This is a genomic window from Stenotrophomonas sp. SMYL41 (assembly GCF_036319965.1).
GTDB lineage: Bacteria > Pseudomonadota > Gammaproteobacteria > Xanthomonadales > Xanthomonadaceae > Stenotrophomonas > Stenotrophomonas maltophilia_R.
In genome coordinates this window covers 104,625-124,501 of the sequence record NZ_JAWIRX010000008.1, presented here as the reverse complement: position 1 = coordinate 124,501, position 19,877 = coordinate 104,625, and the positions used below count along the sequence as shown (strand labels likewise).

Genomic DNA, 19,877 nt, shown 5'->3' with positions numbered 1-19,877 from the left:
CGGGGGCTCACAGGATTCCCTGCTGCTTCATCTGCAGGAAGATGAAGTAGGCCAGGACGACGAAGATCAGCGGGAAGAAGAACAGCACCAGCGGCAGCATCATCTTTACCGGTGCTTCCAGGGCAAGCTTCTCGGCGCGAAGGAAGCGCTCTTCGCGGCGTTGCATGGCCTGCGAGCGCAGCGTGTCACTCAGGCTTGCACCCACCCGGTCGGCCTGGATCAAGGCACTGGTGAAGCTGGTCAACTGGGAAATGTCGGCGCGATCGGACATGCGTCGCAGCGCTTCGGCGCGCGGAAGGCCCGCACGCAGATCGCGCAGCATGCGCGAGAACTCCTGTGACAGCGGTCCGGGTGGCCCCTTGTCGACGGACTGTTCGATCGCGCCTGTGATGTTCAGGCCCGCTTCGACGGCCATGGTGATGAAGTCGAGGAAGATGGGCAGGTCGCGGATCACGTGCTTGGAGCGCGCCTTCCGCCGTTCGCCCAGCCACAGCGTGGGATACATCCAGCCGAACGGTGCGCCGAACGCCAGGGCCATCAGCACCGAGCCGACTCCGAACCTGCCCAGCAGGATGATGGTGAGCAGCAGGAAGGTACTGGCAACGGCGGCGGAAACGATGCGTGCGCCATACAGTTCTTCCGGTGACAGCACGAAATCCTGGCCGGCCGACTGCAGGCTGCGGTGCGCGCGCTCCAGCTGCGCCGAGGATAGGCGCGGCCCGGCCAGGCGCGTAGCGACCGTGATCAAGGGCCACAGGATGCGCAGCAGCAGCGGCAGCGGATCCTGGTAGTTGCGCTGGTCCACCTCGACCGACTGCACCAGTCCGCGCAGCGCGAATGCAAGCAGCCCAACAGCGGCAGCGGCAAGCAGTGCGACCAGGATGAGCAGGGCGTTCATATGTCGATCGTCATGATTTTGCGGCACATGCGGTAGCCAAGGTATTCCAGTACCCCGATCAGGCCCATCACGCACCAGCCGATGAAAGTGTGGAACATGGGGTTCATCGTTTCTGGATAGAACAGCACGAGGAAGCCGACCAGGCCGGCTGGCAGCATCGCCATGACGATGCCCTGCAGGCGTCCCTGCGCGGTGAGTGCCTTGACCTTGCCTTCCATGATGAGTTTGCGCCGCAGCGTTTCGGCGAGCGTGGACAGGCTTTCGGCGAGATTGCCACCGACCTCGCGCGAAATGCTGACGGCGGCAACGAACAGCTTCACATCGGCGATGGGCACGCGGGCGGCGAAGTTGTCCAGCGCCTCCTCCGTGCGCACGCCCATGTGCTGTTCGCGCAGCACCAGTGCCAGCTCCTGCGCCAGCGGGGGCAGGCCATCATGGGCCAGTGCCTCCAGTGCGGGATTGAAGCCGACGCCGGCCTTGAGGCTGCCGGCCAGCATCAGCAGGCCATCCGGCAACTGCTGCTGGATCTGGTCGAGGCGGCGCTGCTTCAGCCACAGGTAGATCTTGCGCGGCGCCACCGCCAGTAGCACCAGGGCCAGGATCGGCAGCAGCAGGTTGCCGCCGGTGACGATCCATAGCACCACCGGAATCGCCAGCAGCATCAGGACATTGGTCCTGAACAGCACACGCGGATCGACGAACAGGAACATGTCGGCCAGATTGACCCGCGCCTGGTCCATGAAGTTGGCGCGGTAGCGGTCCATGAAGCCGGAGCTGGCACGCGCCAGCAGCAGTACCGAGCCTGTCACGCAGGCAAAACACAGCAGGGCGATCAGGAGGATGTCACTCATTCCGCCGTCCCCCGGTGCGGAAGATGTCCAGGTCGACCGCGACGCCGCGCTCGGCAAGCTCTTCATAGAACTCCGGCACTGCACCGGTCGCGACGAACTCGCCCACCACCTTGCCATCGCGTCCAGCGCTGGAACGTGCCTTGAACAGGAATACATCCTGCAGCTGGATGGTGCCGCTTTCCATGCCGGTCAGCTCGGTGATGTGGCTGACCTTGCGCGAACCGCAGGGAAAGCGCTTCTGGTGCACGATCAGGTCCACTGCCGACGAGATCTGCTCGCGCACCACCGTCATCGGCAGTTCCATGCCGGACATCATGACCATTACTTCCAGGCGCGACAGGGCCTCGCGTGGATTGTTGGCATGGGCGGTGGTCAGCGATCCTTCGTGGCCGGTGTTCATGGCCTGCAGCATGTCCAGTGCTTCACCGCCGCGGCACTCACCAACCACGATGCGGTCCGGGCGCATGCGCAGCGCGTTGCGCACCAGGTCGCGGATGGAAATGTGGCCCTTGCCTTCCATGTTGGGAGGGCGTGCTTCCAGGGCGACCAGGTTGGGCTGGACGAGCTTCAGTTCGGCCGCGTCCTCGATGGTGACGATGCGATCGGTATCGGGAATGAAGTTGGACAGGATGTTGAGCAGGGTGGTCTTGCCGGAGCCGGTGCCGCCGGTAACGACGATGTTGCGCCGTTCGCGCACCGCAACGATCAGGAATTCCAGCATCGGCTGGCTGAGCGAACCGAACGTGAGCAGGTCCTTTCCTTCCAGCTTGCGCTTGGCGAACTTTCGGATGCTGATGCTCGGGCCGCGCAACGCCACCGGTGGAATGATGGCGTTGACGCGCGAGCCATCCTTCAGCCGCGCATCGACCATGGGCGAGCTTTCGTCGATGCGACGACCGAGCGGCGTCACGATGCGCTCGATGGCCGACAGCACCGCGCGGTCGCTGGTGAAGACAATGGGGGACTGCTCGATACGGCCCGCACGTTCAATGAAGATCTGGTCGTGCGCGTTGACCATGATTTCCGTCACCGTCGCATCGTCGATCAGGTCTTCCAGCGGGCCCAGGCCGATGGCCTCGTCGAGCACCTCCTTGGCCAGCCTGCGCGGGTTGATGGTCTTCGGCAGCTCGGAGAACTCCCGTTGCATCACTTCATCGATCAGCTTGATCGTGGCATTGCGCAGCGACTCATCGTCCATGCTCCGCACATCGAGCCGGCGCAGGTCCATCTGCTTGACCAGCGAGGCATGCAGCTTTGCACGATAGACAGCCATGTCCGGCGGCAACTGCTCCGGCCGCGCCAGCTGGCGTTCGCTGGATGGCTGCGCCGGTCCCGGAGCCGGCACCGGCACCTGCGTGGAATCCACCGGCGCATCGTTGGCCGCGCCCGCATTGAAACTACCGGCGTCGGCCGTGGGTTCGGCCGGAGGGTCGTCGTCCACCACCTGCAGCAGGTAGTCACCGATCTGCACGCGGTCACGGCTGGTGAGCGGGCCACGGCTGCCTTTGACCTGTTCACCATTCACCAGTACCGGCGAGCGGCCTCCCAGGCTCTCGATGAAGATGCCCTGGTCCTCGCGCTTCAGCGCCGCATGGCGTTGGGCGATGCTCCAACCCTGCAGCACCACCAGGTTGCCGTCGCCGCGGCCGATCCCGCATTCACGGTGCAGGCAGCGGACACGGCGCTGGTCGCGGTTGGGTGTGTCGATGAGGATGTTGAACATGCGCCGGCTCCGGTTACTGCACGAAATCTTTGTTCCGGCGCGGCATGGCCTGCTGACCGCGCTCCTGGATCTGTCGCGCACGCTCCAGGCCATCGAGGTTTTCCTGCGAACCCGGCGTCACCACGCGCGGAGTAACGAACATCACCAGCTCGGTACGGTTGCCGCGGAAGCCATCGGAGCGGAACAGCTTTCCGAGGATCGGGATGTCGCCCAGCAGCGGCAGGCGCTTGGCATCCTGCTGCGCGCTGGAGTCGATCAGCCCGGAGATGACGATGGTTTCCCCGGCGTGGACGTTGATTTCCGACTCGGTGCGACGGGTGGTGAAGCCCGGCACGCCCTGCACGGTCACCGTCGGGTCGACACGGCTGACTTCGGCCAGGATGCGGGTGGAGATGTCCTCGTTGAAGTTGACCAGTGGCTCGATGTCGAGCTTGATGCCGTATTCCTTGTAGTCGACCGTGACCTGGCCGAAGCCCTGCGGAACCGGGATCGGCACTTCGCCGCCGGCCAGGAACTTCGCCTGCCCGCCGCTGCGGGCACTGAGTTGAGGCGAGGCCAGCAGGAACGCCTTGCCCTTGTTCATCATCAGGTTGATCGCCGAGCCGATCTGCGTGGCGATGCCGAAGAAGGCCTGGGTTCCCTGCAGCTTGTTCGGCAACAGCACGCCGTTGGCCGGGCTCTGTTCGGGGTTGATGCGGTAGTAGTTGTTGTTGGTGAAATCCTTGACGATGCCCGCCACCGGGCCGCGGATGACGTTGTCCCACTGGATGCCGAGTTCTTCCAAAGCATTGGTGTCGAACTCCATGATCTTCACGTCCATCTGCACCATCGGGCGCATGCCCACCGGGTCGGCGGTAGTGAAGTTCAACACTGTCGGGTAGATCTTCTGGATCGCGTCGATGCGGCTGCCGATGCCCGGATTGATGTCCTGTCCGGTGATGACCACGCGGTCGGCAACGGCATGCACATTGATCTTCTCCACATCGGCCAGCAGGGTGCGGATGGTTTCGGCCAGGCTGACCGCATCGTTCTCGGAGATGTCCACCTGCACCTGCAGCTGCTTGCCGTTCTGCAGCCACAGGTGAACCGTGGTGGAGCCGGCCTTCATGCCCATCATGATCAGGTCACGTGGGCCGACGTTGGTGACCTCGAGCATCTCGCCGCTACCGACGGCCACGCGCTTGAGCCCGCTGGGCAACGTGTAGACCGCGGCCTGGCCGGCATAGATCCGGGCGCGGGTGGGCAGCGGCACGGCAGGCATCGCCGAAGCGTTGGTGCGATAGGCCGGATCGGGAACCGGCGACGGGAAAGCGCTCTGCCCCCCCGGCACCGGTGCATGGTTGGCGCTTGCCTGCGGCGGTGCCTGGACGGCAGGGCGCGGTGCGGCCATGACCGGTACCGGGGTCAGCTGGGTGCCGGTGGTCTGTGCCACGGCCAGCAGTGGTGCGGCGGCAACAGCGATGGCCGCAGTGGCGGCGATGAGGCTGCGGATTCCATTATTGCTGTGCATTCGTCGACCCTTTGCCCCCAATGATGAATTGCACGCCAGCACGACCCTGCGTGCCGTTGCCGAGCAGTTCCCTCTGCGTCATGCCACTGAGGCCGAACGCACCACGATCCTCCACCTGGCGAAGCATCACCCGCATCGAACCCGCCTTGGCAGCGACCGTGAGTCGCTGCGCCTGCGCCGGTGTCAGTTCCAGGGTGATGTTCGAATAGCCTTGCTGATCTTCCGAGGCCGGCGTTTCACCGACGCGGTTGCCGGTCGCCAGCACGTTGATGTCCTCAAGCAGCGGCAGCACCCGCGCACCGGTTTGTTCCTGCTCGACGGTCAGCAGGATGTCGACATGGTCCCCGGGAGCGATCATGCCGGAGATCGAGTTCGTCTCGTCCACCTGGAGGGTGTAGCCCACGTTGCCCTTGGCGATCACGCGTGAGAACTGGTCGTACAGTGGTACCAGTGCACTGGCACCCAACGGTGCGCCTTCGCGGATCGGTGCACGCAGCATGCGTCCGCTGTACTCGGACACGTTGTCGGGCGTGATCGCATCGGCAGGCGGCAGGTCGGCGGGGACCTCGCGCACTGCAAGGTCGGCAACGGTGACGATGCTGCCTGGTTCCATGTCGGTCTTGGGCACGGCTACCGGCACCATTTCCACCGGCGGTGCGGCGCGTTCGTTCACTGCCTTCTGCACGTAGCGCACGGCGACCAGGGCCGCGAACAGGCCAAGGGCGAGGGCGATGATGATGAAGACGACGTTGCGGTTGGCTTTCAGCGGGAGCGCCTTCATACGACTCCCATCGACAGCATGTAGGTGAATCCCTGGTACGCCTTGCGCAGTGAATCGATCAGCTCGAGCACGATGTTCGGCTCGGCGACCAGGACCAGGACACCGACGGAAGCGACCACGGCGTACTCGATCAGTGCGGCCCCGCGCTGGCGGCGTAGGGACGGTGGAATGCGTTTTCTCATGGCGGTGGTCTCAGTGCTGCGACTGGTTGACGACAATCGAGGTTCCCTGCTCGTGCCGGTTGAAGGTCATGGTCATTTCCTGGTTGCCCTTGCTGTAGCGGACCACGCACTGCAGCGCGATCATCGAGCACCCGGCAGGGCCGGAACTGCGGCGCCAGCCGTCCGCGGGAAGGCGGCTGGCGTAGAAGGCATCGGTCTGGAACGGAGACAGCGTGCTTTCCATGGACAGGCTGCGCCCGGGCGTGTCCAGGTAGGAGATGTCATTGATCACCTGGGTGCCGGACGGCTTCGGAAAATCAGCGCCTGCCGCGGCATCGGGCTTGCGCTTGAGCAGGCGTGTAATGCCGATCTGCGACTGGCTGCCACTGCCCTTGGCCGATACCTCGACGGTCACGTAGTGCTCGCCGTGCGCATGGCCGATCACGGTCTTGCCACCGACCTCGTTGATCACGGTCTGCCCGGGCCATTCCCGGTTGTAGAAACCGACGATGGACGACACCGGCAATGAGGACGTGAAGCGCGAGATGCGCATGGGCAGGCCGTTGTAGAGCATGTCCTTGGCGACCCACTCGCTCTGGGCACCCTCGGGCTCGGGAATGTCGGGCCAGGACGCGGCCAACGCGGGCCAGGCGAGCAGCAGCGCGGCCAGTGCCGCCAGCAGGTCAACGCGACGGCGCATAGGCGGGCAACTTGTCGACAGGCACCACGTCGGGTGCGATGTAACCGGGATCAAGCCTGCTCAGCGTCCCGATCATCGGGATGCCGGAGAGGCCGTCAAAGGCCTTGGCGATGCCCGCCATGTGCTGGGATGGCACCAACGGCTTGACCTGAGCAATGACCGAGCGTGACGAGTTGACCTTGAGCCCGGAACCGGCGGCATTCCAGGGGTCTGCCAGCACCACATGGGTGGCCTGCAGCTTCAGGCCCAGCGAATCGAAAGGTTCCAGGTAGGCGGCCGCACTGCCGTTGGCACTTTTCAGATCCTGCACATCCAACCGCAGCTGGGCCTGGGTCAGGCCGTTGCGGTTGGGCGGGAACGAACCGAACATCGAGGTCACGTCGCCGATCTTCTTCATCATGCCGCCTGCCGACGTGCTGGTGTAGGAAACCAGGGCGAGGTCACCGCGCCGCACCAGCGGCTGGTTGGAGAAGGTGTTCATCAGTACGTCGCCGACGGCGGCATCGCGTGCGCCGGTCTGGGCCTGGCTGACGATGGGGTCGTTGGCACGCCCGAAGTAGCGGTCGACGGCAAGATCGCGCTGGCGTCCGCTGGCCGGCAGCTTGTAGTCCGGCGATACGGTGGCTTCCCACGCGATCGCGCGCGCGGCCTGCTGGGTGGCCTGGCGGGCGTGGATGTACTTGGCGAGGATCGGGATCAGCAGGAAAATCGGCACCAACACGGCGCAGAGCACGGCGACTTCGGTGAGACTCTGGCCGCGCTGGCGACGCGCGCCGCGGAATGGGCGTTCCCTGTCCATGGCTACCTCAGCAGGTCATCGTTGGGAGGACGGTTCGCGCGGTACCTCGAGGTCGCCGCGTTCAAAGGGTTGGCCCACCGTCATGCGCTGCGTGGTCAGGCGGGTGCCATTGCCGTCCAGGGGTTCCTGCTCCAGGACAATGGCGTAGCGGCTCGGCCGGTAGTCGTTCAGCGCACCGGGGGTGAAGCCCCAGCTGGCACCGGCCGACCACACGCACTGGCTGAACCGTCCGTTCTCGTCCTTCCACGCGTTGCACGGTTGGCCGGCGACCCTGCGGTTGCCCGCGCGCTGGAAGCCCGGCGAGGCGGCGCCTTCGTCGGCTTCGGCGGCAAAGCGGGTGAGCCCGTCGCTGTCGGCAGGGGACTGGCTGCGCTCTCCCGTTGCCAGGTCGACCTGCTCCACGCCGGCGGCGCTCTGGGTCTCCTGCAGGCCGGTGGCCTCCAGCCGGAACTGGCAGCTGGTCGCCGGGCCATCGTTGAGCAGACGCCACTCGCGGGTACGGAACACTTCCTCGTTGCTGGAAAGCCAAGCTTCGTAACGGACGGTTCCCAGGCGGGCGACATCGGCGTCATCCAGCGCGCGGGTCGGCAGTCCTGCCGCCTGGCAGTCGCTCAGTGCCTGCTGGTAGCTGGCACGCGCCGCGTTGCGTCCATCCACCAGGGTTTCGGCAATCTGGTCAAGATGGATGCCCGGCATGTTCCTGGCAGCGGCAGGCTCGCCGTTGTCCGCCGCGCTGCCACACCCGCTGATGAGCAGAGTGGCGATCGACAGGTGCAGGCGATTGAAAACAGCAAACGTCATGGCATCAAGGCTCCGGCTGCCGCCAGGGCAGCCTTGGTGGTGGCATCGGTCTTGACCAGTCGTGCCTGCCAGTAAGGACTGAACAGGTTTCCGGTTTCACGCTTGCGGTCATCGCGGCTGAACATGCGCAGTTGCACCGGACGGTCGAAGAACACCTGCGCGGAGGAGAGTGCGGCAATCTTGTTGTTGGCCATCTTGTCCGGCAGTTCCATCTGCGAGCCGGCCGGGGCGCCAATGCCGGCGCCGGACGTGGTGCGCGCACTGGCACCGCTGGTCTCTGCATAGATCGTGAAGACCGGGCCGACCTTGTCGCGGTCACGATCATTCTCGGCGTAGGGCTGCAGTGCCTGCCCGGCCTTGACGTCGTGATAGTCGCGCAGGCCGTTGTAGCCGGTGAAGAAGGCCTTGCGATGCTGGCCATTGGCGAAGCGCACGTTGGCATCCTGGCTGCGGTCGACAATCCACGCCGCGCCACGATTGCGGCGCACCGCTTCGCCATACGGGCGGTAGCGGCGACGGTCCCAGTCCGAGTACCAGCCGTTGCCGTTGCCGAAGCCATTGAGGAAGCGCTGGTTGCGATAGCTTTCCACGGCCTGCGCGCCACCCCAGCCGACCGGAATGTCAATATCGGAAAGCGGCCATGGCAGTGGAAGCTCGACGGCCATGGTGTCCAGCGCGGCCCATCGGTTGTAGTCGACCATGTCGGTGCCGCCGGACTGCACCAGGAAGCCGAGGAAATCATCGCTGCGGCTCTTGCTGAAGCCATCGCGGGACTGCATGACGACATTGCGGAAGCGATCGGCGCCCTGGCGCTGCGTGGCCGAGCCACCGTTGGCGGTGCGGGGAATGTTGTAGCGTTGCAGCAGCCGGTTCTCGGCGGTGGCCAGTTGCGTGCCAAGCACCGCGGTTCCTATGGTGCCCAGCTGTGCCTGCGGTGAGTTCCGCTGCAGCACATCCTTGGCGATGGTGTAGCTGTCCAGGCGCGATACGCCTTCAATGACGAGCTGCACCGAGGCGGCGAACATCATGTTGAGTTTGTCGATTGCGATGATGGCCGCCTGCGCGACAGGCTGGAACGCCTGGCGGGTGACCTTGAGAATGCGTTCGGCGACCTTGAAGGCGGTTGCCAGTGCCTTGAACACCACGCCGATGTAGGGAATGGCGGAGAGCACATCCAGCGTGGTGCGGATGACGATCGAGGTCGTGTGCATCTGGTTCAGCCACGAATAGAGGCTGATCGTCTGCGCCACGGCCACTTCGTTGGCAACGCGGGCACGGTTCATGTAGGCCGCGTAGTTAAGTGCGCGCGCCTGCTGGATTGCAACGCTGTAGGCCGCGGCGTCGGCCGCATTGACCAGCTCAACCTTCTTGTTCACCACCTGCCCTGTGTTGAACAGCAGGACAATCCCGATGCACAGAACCAGAATGAGTGCCAGCCCGAGAACCATTGCTTGGCCGGCGACCGTTCGGTGGCTGGAAACGCCCCGGGCCGCACGGCTTCGTGCCAAAGCCAATGCGCTGCGCATAACGAATTCCTGGGCCGGAGGCCATGGCTGCCCGTCGCGCGCCGCGTGCGGTGCGCGCAGGGAGATTATGCTGGGAGGGCCCTGGCGGCTTCATGCCGCCAGGGCTGGGGTATTACTTGTTCTTGTACGCGTCCATGCCCTTGGTCTTGTCAGCTTCCTGCTGGGCGCTGTTGGCCTGGTTCTTGGCGCGGTTGATCGACTGCGTCGCGCTCTGGCCGGAAAGTTCTTTCGACATGCCTGCCACCTGGCTGCGAACCGTGCCTCCGAAGAAGGTGACGGCTCCGATCGCGGCAATGGCGATCAGCGCGGTGATGATGATGTACTCGGTCATGCCCTGACCGGCCTGCTTACGGGAAAAACGGATGTGACGACGGCTGCGTTCCATGTATTTCCTCCTTGATGGCAGGAATCCTCCCGGGTGTGCGGGATATTCGGCGTGTCCGCTGGGGGATCCTGATTAATGGCAGGGCGAGGTAAAGACAGGAAGCTCACACCCTGGTTCGTCGAAAATTTGTCGCTCGTTCGAGAACGGGGCCAAGCCTATCGACAGAAAATTGACGTTACAAGTCAGGTTTTTCCGATATGCAATGAAATATTTGAAAATGTGATGCGTATTGCAAATTAACAATTGTCTGCACATTAGTGCGTCAATTTTGAGCTAGATGCACCGATTTTCATTGAAGAAATTAACATCTGATTGACACATTTATGTCACGCAGGTGGTTGGTGTGTCGAAATATTGGCGCGCTTCCTGTGATGCATGCAGGACCCGTTCCCCACTCGAATCGAATAACAGATCCGAATGCTTTTTACTCTGCGGGATTCGAGATGAAGTGGATGGTCGCGCACTGCGGAAAAGAAAAAAGCACATGCAGGGCATGTGCTTTTTTCCGGATGGTTGCAGCGCATTAAAGTCGTCGTGATATCAGCGCTTGACCAGTTCCACGCGACGATTGGCGCGACGCCCTTCTTCGGTCGTATTGTCGGCGACCGGCTGGCTTTGCCCAAAGCCTTTCGCGCCCAGGCGATCAGCAGCGATTCCGCTGCCGACAAGACGATTGCGTACCGACTCCGCGCGCGCCTGCGAAAGCGTCTGGTTGTGCGATTGGCTGCCGCTGTTGTCAGTGTGTCCTTCCACGGAAAGACGAAGCTTCGGATCGGCCTGCAGCAGCTGCGTGACCTGCGCGATCTGTGGTTCCGAATTCGGCAGGATCTCGGCGGCGTCGGTTGCGAAGTTCACCTGGATGGATACCTTCCCACTGCTGTCCAGTGCCTGCTTCAGGTTGTCGGCTTCAATGACCTTGGCCGTGATCTGCACCGGCTTTGTCTCTGCGACGAGCAGACCGCCGGCGTTTCCACCCGAACCCAGGTGAATCCAGATGTCACGATCTTCGCGATGGATGACATAGGTTTCTGCGGGTTCGTTGTAGATATCGCCGATGCCGCCGACATAGGTGGTCGCAGCCTTGCTGTTGCCGATGTCGCGTGATGCATCGGCGGGAATGGTGCCGGAGAAAATACGCTTGCCACCCAGGGCCTCGACCAGGCTCTGCACATTGCGGCTGAGCTCAAGTTGCGAGTAAGGGTGATCGCCGCTGCTCTGCAGTACCGAAGAGTGAATCTTGCCTTCGATCCATTCCACGCGATCACCGGTCCAGAACGGTACGCGATCGAATTCGCTGTCCACGACGTCCTGGCTGGCGTAGCCCTGCGGCAGCCCGAGATAGGGGAAGCTGCCAATGGTCGCCTGGGATACCGGAAGGTCGGCAACGTTGAAAGCAGAGGCTTTCCCGTTTCCATTCGTGGCCGGTGGAGCCTCGGGCGATGATCCCGCGGCGGCACTGGATGGCGCGGCCGATGAAGCGCCGCCCTCTGCGGGAGCTTCGCCAGCGCGCTTGCAGGCGCCCAGTGCGAGCACCAGGCTGGCGGCCAACAGGCTCGCGCGCACCGCGGACATCGTCGATCCGTGCGTCTGCATCATGAACGCACCTGCTTCATCAGTTCGTTGCAGACTTCGCTGGTGGGCTTGTACTGGCCCTTCTTCCAGGCATCGGTGATCTTCTTCTGCGTCTGTGCTTCGGCCGTGTCATACGCCTGGTCGAAGCCTGCTTCGGTACCGAACACGGTTTTTGCCTGCGCCTTGTGGCTTGCGCGCAGCTTGGCCGCCTGTTCCGGGGTTGCACCGCACGCCAGGGCGTTGCCTGCATGCGTGCCTCCCAATGCGCCGAACTGCGCCGCACCGCCGCCTTGTGCGACTGCGGTGCCGCTGCCGATCAGCAAGGCGGAGGTGATCACTAGCTTCGTCATGAAATACCGCATGTTGATGTTCCTCATCCGGCCCGTTGGCGGGCATCAATCCCCTGTGCCCCGAGCATAGCAACAGGCAGTGAGTGCCAGCGTGTCGTTGCATCGCGACAGCGTGGTCAGTGGTGAGGGAGGGGGCGGGGTGCCGCGACGCGGGGCAGGTCCTGTCGTTGAACGGCCGTCGAACGTGGACGCGGGGTGGCCGGCCCGGCATCCACGCATGGCGTGGATCTACCGATGGATCAGGAGCGGGGAGAGGCCGGCAAGGGGAGGCGCCCGAACGTTGCGCAGCAAGGTTTGGGCGAGCCGCGTGCAGCGCACTTCGCGTCTCCGGCCAGATAACTGAAAAAGGCCGCCCAGAGGGCAGCCTTTTTCAGTTATCTGGCGGAGAGAGGGGGATTGTCGGGTGCATCCATGCACCCGATCCCGATGCGCGTTGCTCCTCGGGACCCGCCTGCGGCGGTCCGGTTCTGCTCCTGCAGAACCGTCGAACCCCGGCGTGGCTTCTCACCACCCATCCCATCCGCCAGACAAACGCAAAAGGGCCACCTTGTGGGCGGCCCTTTTGCGTTTGTCTGGCGGAGAGAGGGGGATTCGAACCCCCGAAGCGCGGTTTAGACGCTTACACACTTTCCAGGCGTGCTCCTTCAACCACTCGGACACCTCTCCGGATCCCTGCCATCGGCAAACGCCTCAGCAGGGGCGCAGATTCTAGCGGGCGGCGCGGCCGGACACAAGCACCCCGATCAAGGGCGTATCCATGGCAATGGGTGGCGAGGGGGCTGGACAGGCATGGCACAATGGAACATCCGATGGAAAACGGTGGCCTGATGTCCTATCTCGTCCTTGCCCGCAAGTGGCGTCCGAAGCGTTTTGCCGAGCTGGTGGGCCAGGAACACGTGGTCCGTGCGCTCAGCAACGCGCTGGACAGCGGCCGGGTCCACCACGCGTTCCTGTTCACCGGCACCCGTGGCGTGGGCAAGACCACCATCGCGCGCATCTTCGCCAAGTCGCTGAACTGCGAGCAGGGCACCAGCGCCGACCCGTGCGGCCAGTGCGCCGCCTGTCTGGACATCGACGCCGGGCGTTACATCGACCTGCTGGAAATCGACGCCGCGTCCAACACCGGCGTGGACGACGTGCGCGAGGTGATCGAGAACGCGCAGTACATGCCCTCGCGCGGCAAGTACAAGGTCTACCTGATCGACGAAGTGCACATGCTGTCCAAGGCGGCGTTCAATGCGCTGCTGAAGACGCTGGAAGAACCGCCGGAGCATGTGAAGTTCCTGCTGGCCACCACCGATCCGCAGAAGCTGCCGGTCACCGTGCTCAGCCGCTGCCTGCAGTTCAACCTCAAGCGCCTGGATGAAGACCAGATCCAGGGCCAGATGACCCGCATTCTGGCGGCCGAAGAGATCGAGGCCGACGGCAGCGCCATCGTGCAGCTGGCCAAGGCTGCCGATGGTAGCCTGCGTGACGGCCTGTCACTGCTGGACCAGGCGATCGCCTATGCCGGCGGCGCGCTGCGCGAGGACGTGGTGCGCACCATGCTGGGTACCGTGGACCGCACCCAGGTGGCGGCGATGCTCGATGCGCTGGCCGAGGGCGATGGCCCGCGCCTGCTGCAGGTGGTGGCCGCGCTGGCCGAGTTCTCGCCGGACTGGAGTGGTGTGCTGGAAGCGCTGGCCGAAGGGCTGCACCGCATCCAGGTGCAGCAGCTGGTGCCGGGCGCCGCCGCCGCGGAAGGCCTGGATGCCGCGGCATTCGCCGAGCGCCTGCGCCCGGAAGTGGTGCAGCTCTGGTACCAGATGGCCCTGAATGGCCGGCGCGACCTGCCGTTGGCACCGAGCCCGCGCGCAGGCTTTGAAATGGCGGTACTGCGCATGTTGGCGTTCCGTCCGGCCGCAGCGGTACCGCCGGTGCCGAAGGGGGGCGACGGTGCGATGGGCGGCGCGCCAGGCGGCAACGCTGCCGGTGGTGGTGCCGGTACCGGTAGCCACGAAGCGACGCCGGCCGCTGCCGCAACCTCGGCCAGTCCGACCGTGGCGCCGCAGGTGGCTGCCACCGCGCAGGCCGCACCACGCGAACCTGAACCCGAACCCGAGCCGGCCCCGCAACCGGAGCCGGATCCGACGCCTGAGCCCGAGCCGGTTCCGGTGGAAGAGCCCGTCTCACCGCCGCCGGTGAAGGTCGAGGCAGAAGCGCCGGCGCCTGCCGTCACTGCAGAGTCAAGCGACGACCTGCCGCCCTGGGCCACCGGCGAAGCCGAGGCGCGTGACGAGGCGTTGGCGGCCGAGATGTCCGGCCCGGACGCCGCCATGGCTGCGCCCTGGCACGAACCGCCGGCTCCCGTCGCGGCTCCCAGCGAGCCTGCGCTGCCCGAGCGCCCGTTCCGCGCCGAAGGCATTGCCATTGCACCAGCCGAACATGCCGAGCCGGCCCCGGCGCATGCCGCCGCACCGCAGGACGGTGTCAGCGAGCTGGCCACTGCCGAAGACTGGCTGGACCTGGTCGCCAACAGCGGCCTCAGCGGCCCCTCGCGGCAGCTGGCCGCCAACGCCGCGTTCATCAGCTGCCAGCATGGGACCTTGAAACTGGGCCTTTCGCCCGGATTTGAATACCTGCGCTCGGAGCGCGCGCTGGCTGCCTTGGGCGAGATGCTGCAGAAGGCCCTCGGCCAGGCGCCGAAGATCGTGGTTGAGACCGTGGAAACCGAACACGTTCCGGCCGAAACCCTGCATCAGCGGGCCGACCGCCAGCGTGGCGAGCGGCAGCAGGTGGCAGAGGCTGTTTTCATGGACGACCCGGAAGTGCAGGTGCTGATCCAACAGCATGGCGCACGGGTTGTTTCCGATTCCATCCGTTCTTTTGACGAGTAAGACACTATGCGCGGCAATATCGCCCAACTGATGCAGCAGGCCCAGAAGATGCAGGAAAACCTGCAGAAGGCCCAGGAAGAAATCGCCAGGATCGAAGTGACCGGCAGCGCTGGTGGCGGCATGGTCAGCGTGACCCTGACCGGCGCCAAGGAATGCCGCAAGGTGCGCATCGACCCGTCGCTGGCCAGCGATCCGGAAATGCTGGAAGACCTGATCGCCGCCGCCTTCAACGATGCCTCGAACAAGATCGATGCCGAATCGAAGTCGAAGATGGGTTCGGCGACCGCCGGCATGCAGCTGCCGCCGGGCATGAAGCTGCCGTTCTGATCTTCAGCGTGGCACCTGCGCAAGCGGGTGCCACGTAGCATCGAACTGTTCGACGGTTCCAGCCCTCAGTCGAGCATGGCTCGGCTCTACAAAGCATGCCGCCGTGTCCGCACCCCTGCTTGAACAATTGATCGACGCACTGCGGGTGCTGCCTGGCGTCGGCCAGAAGACCGCGCAGCGCATGGCCTACCACCTGCTCGAGCGCGAGCGCGAAGGTGGCCAGCGCCTGGCCGAAACCCTGGCTTTGGCGGTGGAGCGTATCGGCCACTGCGCGCAATGCCGCGACTTCAGCGAAACCGAACTGTGCCCGACCTGTGCCAACAGCAGCCGCGAGCGCAGCCAGCTGTGCGTGGTCGAATCGCCGGCCGACCGCCTGGCCATCGAGAACGCCACTGGCTTCCGCGGTGTCTACTTCGTACTGCAGGGGCGGCTGTCGCCACTTGATGGCGTCGGCCCGCGCGAGCTGGGCCTGGAGCAGCTGGAGCAGCGGCTGGCCGAAGGCGAGGTGCAGGAGCTGATCATCGCCACCAGTGCCACCGTCGAAGGCGAAGCCACCGCGCACTACCTGGCGCAGCTGGCGCGCGCGCGCAAGGTGCAGCCCAGCCGGCTGGCGCAGGGCCTGCCGCTCGGTGGCGAGCTCGAATACGTTGACCGCGGCACGCTGTCGCACGCGTTCGGCACGCGCAGCGAATTCCGCGACTGAGCGCTGTCCGGGCAGCGCCCGGCGTGTCCGGCCTACAATGCGGAAGACATCCCGCCGAGGCCGACCATGAGCAACGAAACCCTCTTCAGCAAGATCATCCGTCGCGAGATCCCGGCCACCATCGTCTACGAGGACGACGAGGTGCTGGGCTTCAAGGACATCGCACCGCAGGCGCCGGTGCACGTACTGTTCATTCCGAAGAACGAGATCATCCCGACCCTGGACGACCTGCAGCCGTCGCAGGCGCACCTGATCGGCAAGCTGGCCCTGGCCGCCGCCGAGTACGCGCGCCGCGAAGGTCTCGCGCAGGACGGCTACCGCATCGTGATGAACTGCCGCGAGCATGCCGGGCAGACCGTGTTCCATATCCACATGCACCTGCTGGCCGGTGGGCCGCTGGGGCATTTCGGTACGCCGGGCCGCTGAGCACCCGGCATCCACGTCATGCGTGGATGAAAAAGGCCGCCCAGGGGCGGCCTTTTTCCATTACGCAAGCCTGGTGGCGATCACCACCAGCCCCAGCGGCCATAACCGCCCCAGTACGGGCCATACGGGCCTGGGCCCCACGGGCCATAGGGGTAGGGCACCACATCGACCTGGCGCTGTTCCGGCCACAGGTAGATCACGTCGGCCGACAGCTTCGGCAGGCGGTAGTCGTACTCGCCGATGCGGGTGTTCTGGTAGCCGTCGATCTTGCCGATGAAGGTCACGTCGCGGCCGGCTTCAAACACGGCCGGGTCGTAGAACCCGGCGCGGCAGGCAATGAAGCGGCCATCGCTGGCGTCGGACGAGGTGGTGTTCGGGCGGCCGCTGGCGTTGAGCGGGCGCGAGATCATCTGGAAACAGGTCTCGCCCTGGCCGGGCTTGGTTTCGATGATGCGGCCGCCCCAACGGACCGGCGTGCCGACCTGCTGGGTGGCGACCGAGTCGCGCGGGGAGACCAGGCTGAACTGTCCCTGCAGCGGCTTGGGGGCCGTGGCGCAGGCCGACAGGGCCAGCGTGGCCACGGCGGTGAGGAGGAACTTGGTGTTCATGGGGAGGCTCCGGAAGTCGGGCGATGCCTGCGCAGGTCCCGCAATAATGAAGCGAGGTCGGTGCAAGTTCCAGCGTAACGCGCGTCGGCGAAACGCTGGCTGAGTGCCAGCAGGGCGGGGTCGGGGTGCTGGGCGTGTACCCGCCGTGCCCAGTCGCATGCCGTCTCGTTGGGTTCGCGGGCCAGGCCAAGGCGCGCATAGCGGCGCCCCAGCCGGTGCCAGGCGCGCAGCAGCGGGTCGCGCTCGCGCTCGCCGCGGGCCAGCAACCAGGCCATCCACGCCAATGCCAGCAGCGCGGCGACCACGAAGCCGGCCACCAGCTGTGCCGGCCCGAGATCACCCAGCCCGAACGGCTTGAGCAGCTGCTGCTGGCGGCGTGCGTCGAAGGAAAGCACCAGGTCGTTCCAGCCGCGGCGCAGCCAGTCACCCATCTGCCCCAGCTGCAGCCAGCGCTGCTGCAGCGGGGTCTCCGTGCCGGCCTGCAGGCGGTCGTCCAGCGTGTCCAGGATGCGTTCCGGTGCCACGGCCGCAGTCGGGTCGACCCGGACCCAGCCGCGTTGCGGCAGCCACACTTCGGCCCAGGCGTGGGCATCCATGCGCCGCACCACCCAGTAGTCGCCGATGCGGTTGCGGGTGCCGCCTGCGAAGCCGGTCACCACCCTGGCCGGAATGCCGGCGTTGCGCATCAGCACCACGAAGGCCGAGCTGAAGTGCTGGCAGAAGCCGGCCTTGTAGTTGAACAGGAAATCGTCGACCGGATCGCGCCCGGCCACCGGGGTTTCCAGCGTGTAGGAGAAGTCGCGGGTGATCCACTGCAGCGCGCGGCGGACGATGGCTTCGTCATCATTGCCGGCCTCCTGCCGCCATTGCCGTGCCAGCTGGGCAGTGCGCGGATTGAAGCCGGGCGGAAGCTGCAACGCGGCGCGGCGCAGATAGGGCGACAGATCGGTGTCGAACCGTTGCGGCGGCGCCGAATGCAACCGCCAGCGGCTGAGCGCGGACAGCGTGCGGTCGCTGCGCAGGCTCATGTCCGCATCGAAGCTGCTGCCCTCCGGTGCGCGGCTGGGCAGGTCCAGTGCCACCAGCAGGCGACGGTCGGTGGGCTCGTAGTCGATCTGGTAGTCCCATCCCTGTGCGGCGGCTTCGACCATGGGAGCGGGGCGCCGGGCCGTCGCGCGATCGCGGCTCCAGCGGTGGCCATCGAACGACGTCAGCACCGGACCGCGCCAATAGCGCTGCGCGGGCTCGGGCACCGCACCGAAGAACTGCACGCGCAGTGCCGGGGTGTCGTCGGCCATCAGGTCCAACCATTGGTCCGGCGCCATGCTGTCAGCCAGGCCCGGTGTACCCACCGCTCGTTCTGGGACGCCCCACAACGGCGTGGACAGGCGCGGGAACAGCCAGAAGCAGGCCAGTGCCAGCGGCAGGCCGATGCCAAGCAGGCGGCCGACGCCGCGCAGTTGGCCGCGCAGTGGCAGGCCTGGGCTGCGACCCTCGTCCTGGGCCAGGCGCTGCAGGGCCAGCAGTGCGGCAACCGCGGCCAGCGCCGCCAATCCGGTGGTCAGCGGCCCCTGGTCGAGCAGGAAGGCCGCGAAGGGCGAGAACAGCGCGAAGCCCAGCAGGCTGCGCGCATCGCGCAGGTTGCGCAGCTCGCTGGATTTGATCGCCAGCATCGCTGCCAGCAATGCACAGCCGGTATCACGGCCCGGCCGCACCATGCCCATCTGCCAGACGATGGTGGCGAGCATGGCCAGCACCAGCAGCAGGCGAACCGGCATCGGCAGCACACGCCGCCACGAAAGCGCAGCGGTCAGCACGGCGGCGATCGCGATCACCACGGCCAGTGCCGGCGGCAGCTGCAGCAGGAGTGGCAGCAGCGCCAGCGCCGCGCTGGCCAGGGTCCAGCTGCGGGCGTTGCGATCGAGCAGGACGGCAGGCTCAGTCATGGGGCATCAACGCCAGTGCGCGCAGGCACAGGTGGTGGTGGCTGGCGCCCTGGCCGGGCCCGAGCGGTGGCTGGGCCGGAAGCAGCAGCGTGTAGCGGCGGCCTTCGCGCTCGGCCATGTCGACCCAGCGCGCCAGCCGCGCGATGCGCGCTTCATGGCCCATCGGCGCCAGCGCGCGCCAGTCCAGCACCACGTCGATGCCGATCGGCTTTTCGTACTCGCGTACCAGCAGGCTGTCGCGGCGTGCCGAGTGTTTCCAGGCAATGCTGCGCGGGGCGTCGCCGGCACGATAGGGGCGCAGCTGATGCAGCTCGTCGCCACTGGCATGGGCACGGGTGTGCAGTGGATCGCTGCCACTTTCCGGAAGGGGTGGTGCCAGAGCCTCGGCAAGCGGATAGACCAGCAGCGGCTGCTCGGGCCATACCCATGACCATGCCCGCACCAGTCCCAGCGGCTGCGTGCTCGACAGGCGGATGCGGGGTAGTTCCAGCCAGCCGCGGCGCTCGCTGGGGACATCCAGCTCCACTTCGCCGCGACCGTGTGCAGGCAGTGCGACCCAGGCCTCGCTTGCGCCCAGCTGCAGGTGCAGCCCATGGCGCGCGCGCGGGTCGCGCAGCGACAGGTCCAGGCGCAGGCGCAGGGGGTGCCCGGCCGGCACCGGTTCGGCGGAGATTGCATCGATCTGTATGCCGGACAGCTGCAGGTGCGCGGCGATGGCGCTGGCGATCGCCGCTGCAGCCAGCAACAGGGCCAGCAGCAGCGCAGGGTTGTTGTTGTAGTTCAATGCGCCCAGCAGCATCGCCGACAGCAGGGTGGCGACGAACAGGCCGAAACGGGTCGGCAGTACATAGATGCGATGGCGATCCAGCCGCTGCGGCAAGGCTTCGGGCCTGCGTGGGCGTGCCAGCAGCTGCATGCGTGCCCAGCGTGTGGC

General features: G+C 65.7%; 20 protein-coding genes and 1 tRNA gene. 4 read left to right on the top strand and 17 right to left on the bottom strand.

Annotated features, from left to right (window positions below; genetic code table 11):
- Positions 1-7: 7 nt before the first annotated feature.
- The 14 genes from V3B30_RS11515 to V3B30_RS11450 all read right to left on the bottom strand — a co-directional run bounded on the left by V3B30_RS11515 (position 8) and on the right by V3B30_RS11450 (position 12,723).
- Positions 8-898, bottom strand: a complete 891-nt coding sequence (locus V3B30_RS11515) for a type II secretion system F family protein (RefSeq protein ID WP_014036166.1) — start codon at positions 896-898, stop codon at positions 8-10.
- Positions 895-1,749 (bottom strand): type II secretion system F family protein, encoded by an 855-nt coding sequence (locus V3B30_RS11510; protein ID WP_262083178.1) that lies wholly within the window; start codon positions 1,747-1,749, stop codon positions 895-897. The genes V3B30_RS11515 and V3B30_RS11510 overlap by 4 nt, the downstream gene beginning before the upstream one ends.
- The gene (locus tag V3B30_RS11505; protein ID WP_262083179.1) at positions 1,742-3,472 is read right to left on the bottom strand and encodes an ATPase, T2SS/T4P/T4SS family; all 1,731 of its coding nucleotides are present in this window, start codon (positions 3,470-3,472) and stop codon (positions 1,742-1,744) included. Before V3B30_RS11505 ends, V3B30_RS11510 begins: the two co-directional genes overlap by 8 nt.
- Positions 3,473-3,485: 13 nt before the next feature.
- A complete protein-coding gene (locus tag V3B30_RS11500; protein WP_262083180.1) occupies positions 3,486-4,982 on the bottom strand; it encodes a pilus assembly protein N-terminal domain-containing protein in 1,497 nt (498 codons plus the stop codon).
- The gene (cpaB, locus tag V3B30_RS11495) at positions 4,969-5,763 is read right to left on the bottom strand and encodes a Flp pilus assembly protein CpaB (protein ID WP_014036170.1); all 795 of its coding nucleotides are present in this window, start codon (positions 5,761-5,763) and stop codon (positions 4,969-4,971) included. The genes V3B30_RS11500 and cpaB overlap by 14 nt, the downstream gene beginning before the upstream one ends.
- Positions 5,760-5,945, bottom strand: a complete 186-nt coding sequence (locus V3B30_RS11490) for a hypothetical protein (protein ID WP_014646171.1) — start codon at positions 5,943-5,945, stop codon at positions 5,760-5,762. The genes cpaB and V3B30_RS11490 overlap by 4 nt, the downstream gene beginning before the upstream one ends.
- A 10-nt stretch (positions 5,946-5,955) precedes the next feature.
- Positions 5,956-6,624 carry a hypothetical protein gene (locus V3B30_RS11485; RefSeq protein WP_262083181.1) on the bottom strand — a complete coding sequence of 223 codons (669 nt, stop codon included), beginning with the start codon at positions 6,622-6,624 and terminating at the stop codon, positions 5,956-5,958.
- Positions 6,608-7,423: a hypothetical protein gene (locus V3B30_RS11480; protein ID WP_014036173.1), complete on the bottom strand. Its 816-nt coding sequence runs from the start codon at positions 7,421-7,423 to the stop codon at positions 6,608-6,610. Before V3B30_RS11480 ends, V3B30_RS11485 begins: the two co-directional genes overlap by 17 nt.
- A 15-nt stretch (positions 7,424-7,438) precedes the next feature.
- On the bottom strand, positions 7,439-8,224 hold the full coding sequence (locus V3B30_RS11475; protein WP_262083182.1) for a hypothetical protein: 786 nt from the start codon (positions 8,222-8,224) through the stop codon (positions 7,439-7,441).
- Positions 8,221-9,672, bottom strand: a complete 1,452-nt coding sequence (locus V3B30_RS11470) for a pilus assembly protein TadG-related protein (protein WP_262083183.1) — start codon at positions 9,670-9,672, stop codon at positions 8,221-8,223. Before V3B30_RS11470 ends, V3B30_RS11475 begins: the two co-directional genes overlap by 4 nt.
- 190 nt (positions 9,673-9,862) lie before the next feature.
- On the bottom strand, positions 9,863-10,135 hold the full coding sequence (locus V3B30_RS11465) for a hypothetical protein (RefSeq protein ID WP_014036176.1): 273 nt from the start codon (positions 10,133-10,135) through the stop codon (positions 9,863-9,865).
- Positions 10,136-10,675: 540 nt separating this feature from the next.
- Complete coding sequence (locus tag V3B30_RS11460) at positions 10,676-11,731, bottom strand: OmpA family protein (protein ID WP_262083184.1); 1,056 nt, start codon at positions 11,729-11,731, stop codon at positions 10,676-10,678.
- Entirely contained in the window at positions 11,728-12,057 is a 330-nt protein-coding gene (locus tag V3B30_RS11455) for a hypothetical protein (RefSeq protein WP_157804587.1), read from the bottom strand. The genes V3B30_RS11460 and V3B30_RS11455 overlap by 4 nt, the downstream gene beginning before the upstream one ends.
- Before the next feature lie 573 nt (positions 12,058-12,630).
- A tRNA-Ser gene (locus V3B30_RS11450) sits at positions 12,631-12,723 on the bottom strand.
- Positions 12,724-12,866: 143 nt separating this feature from the next.
- Between V3B30_RS11450 and dnaX the strand changes: the two genes are divergently transcribed.
- The 4 genes from dnaX (at position 12,867) to V3B30_RS11430 (ending at position 16,389) form a co-directional block, all read left to right on the top strand.
- Positions 12,867-14,933, top strand: coding sequence for a DNA polymerase III subunit gamma/tau (gene dnaX, locus V3B30_RS11445; RefSeq protein ID WP_100471451.1), 2,067 nt, complete (start codon positions 12,867-12,869; stop codon positions 14,931-14,933).
- Positions 14,934-14,939: 6 nt separating this feature from the next.
- The gene (locus V3B30_RS11440; RefSeq protein WP_010483846.1) at positions 14,940-15,260 is read left to right on the top strand and encodes a YbaB/EbfC family nucleoid-associated protein; all 321 of its coding nucleotides are present in this window, start codon (positions 14,940-14,942) and stop codon (positions 15,258-15,260) included.
- A 103-nt stretch (positions 15,261-15,363) separates the two neighbouring features.
- Complete coding sequence (recR, locus tag V3B30_RS11435; protein WP_005415496.1) at positions 15,364-15,963, top strand: recombination mediator RecR; 600 nt, start codon at positions 15,364-15,366, stop codon at positions 15,961-15,963.
- A gap of 66 nt (positions 15,964-16,029) precedes the next feature.
- Complete coding sequence (locus V3B30_RS11430; protein WP_100471452.1) at positions 16,030-16,389, top strand: histidine triad nucleotide-binding protein; 360 nt, start codon at positions 16,030-16,032, stop codon at positions 16,387-16,389.
- An 80-nt stretch (positions 16,390-16,469) separates the two neighbouring features.
- Here the strand turns inward: V3B30_RS11430 and V3B30_RS11425 are convergent, their stop codons facing one another.
- From V3B30_RS11425 to V3B30_RS11415, 3 genes are read right to left on the bottom strand one after another with little or no spacing between them, the layout of a single operon-like run.
- On the bottom strand, positions 16,470-16,997 hold the full coding sequence (locus tag V3B30_RS11425) for a Slp family lipoprotein (protein WP_014036182.1): 528 nt from the start codon (positions 16,995-16,997) through the stop codon (positions 16,470-16,472).
- Positions 16,994-18,943 (bottom strand): DUF3488 and transglutaminase-like domain-containing protein, encoded by a 1,950-nt coding sequence (locus V3B30_RS11420; RefSeq protein WP_262083185.1) that lies wholly within the window; start codon positions 18,941-18,943, stop codon positions 16,994-16,996. The genes V3B30_RS11425 and V3B30_RS11420 overlap by 4 nt, the downstream gene beginning before the upstream one ends.
- Positions 18,936-19,859, bottom strand: coding sequence for a DUF58 domain-containing protein (locus V3B30_RS11415; RefSeq protein ID WP_262083249.1), 924 nt, complete (start codon positions 19,857-19,859; stop codon positions 18,936-18,938). Before V3B30_RS11415 ends, V3B30_RS11420 begins: the two co-directional genes overlap by 8 nt.
- Between the last annotated feature and the right edge of the window lie 18 nt (positions 19,860-19,877).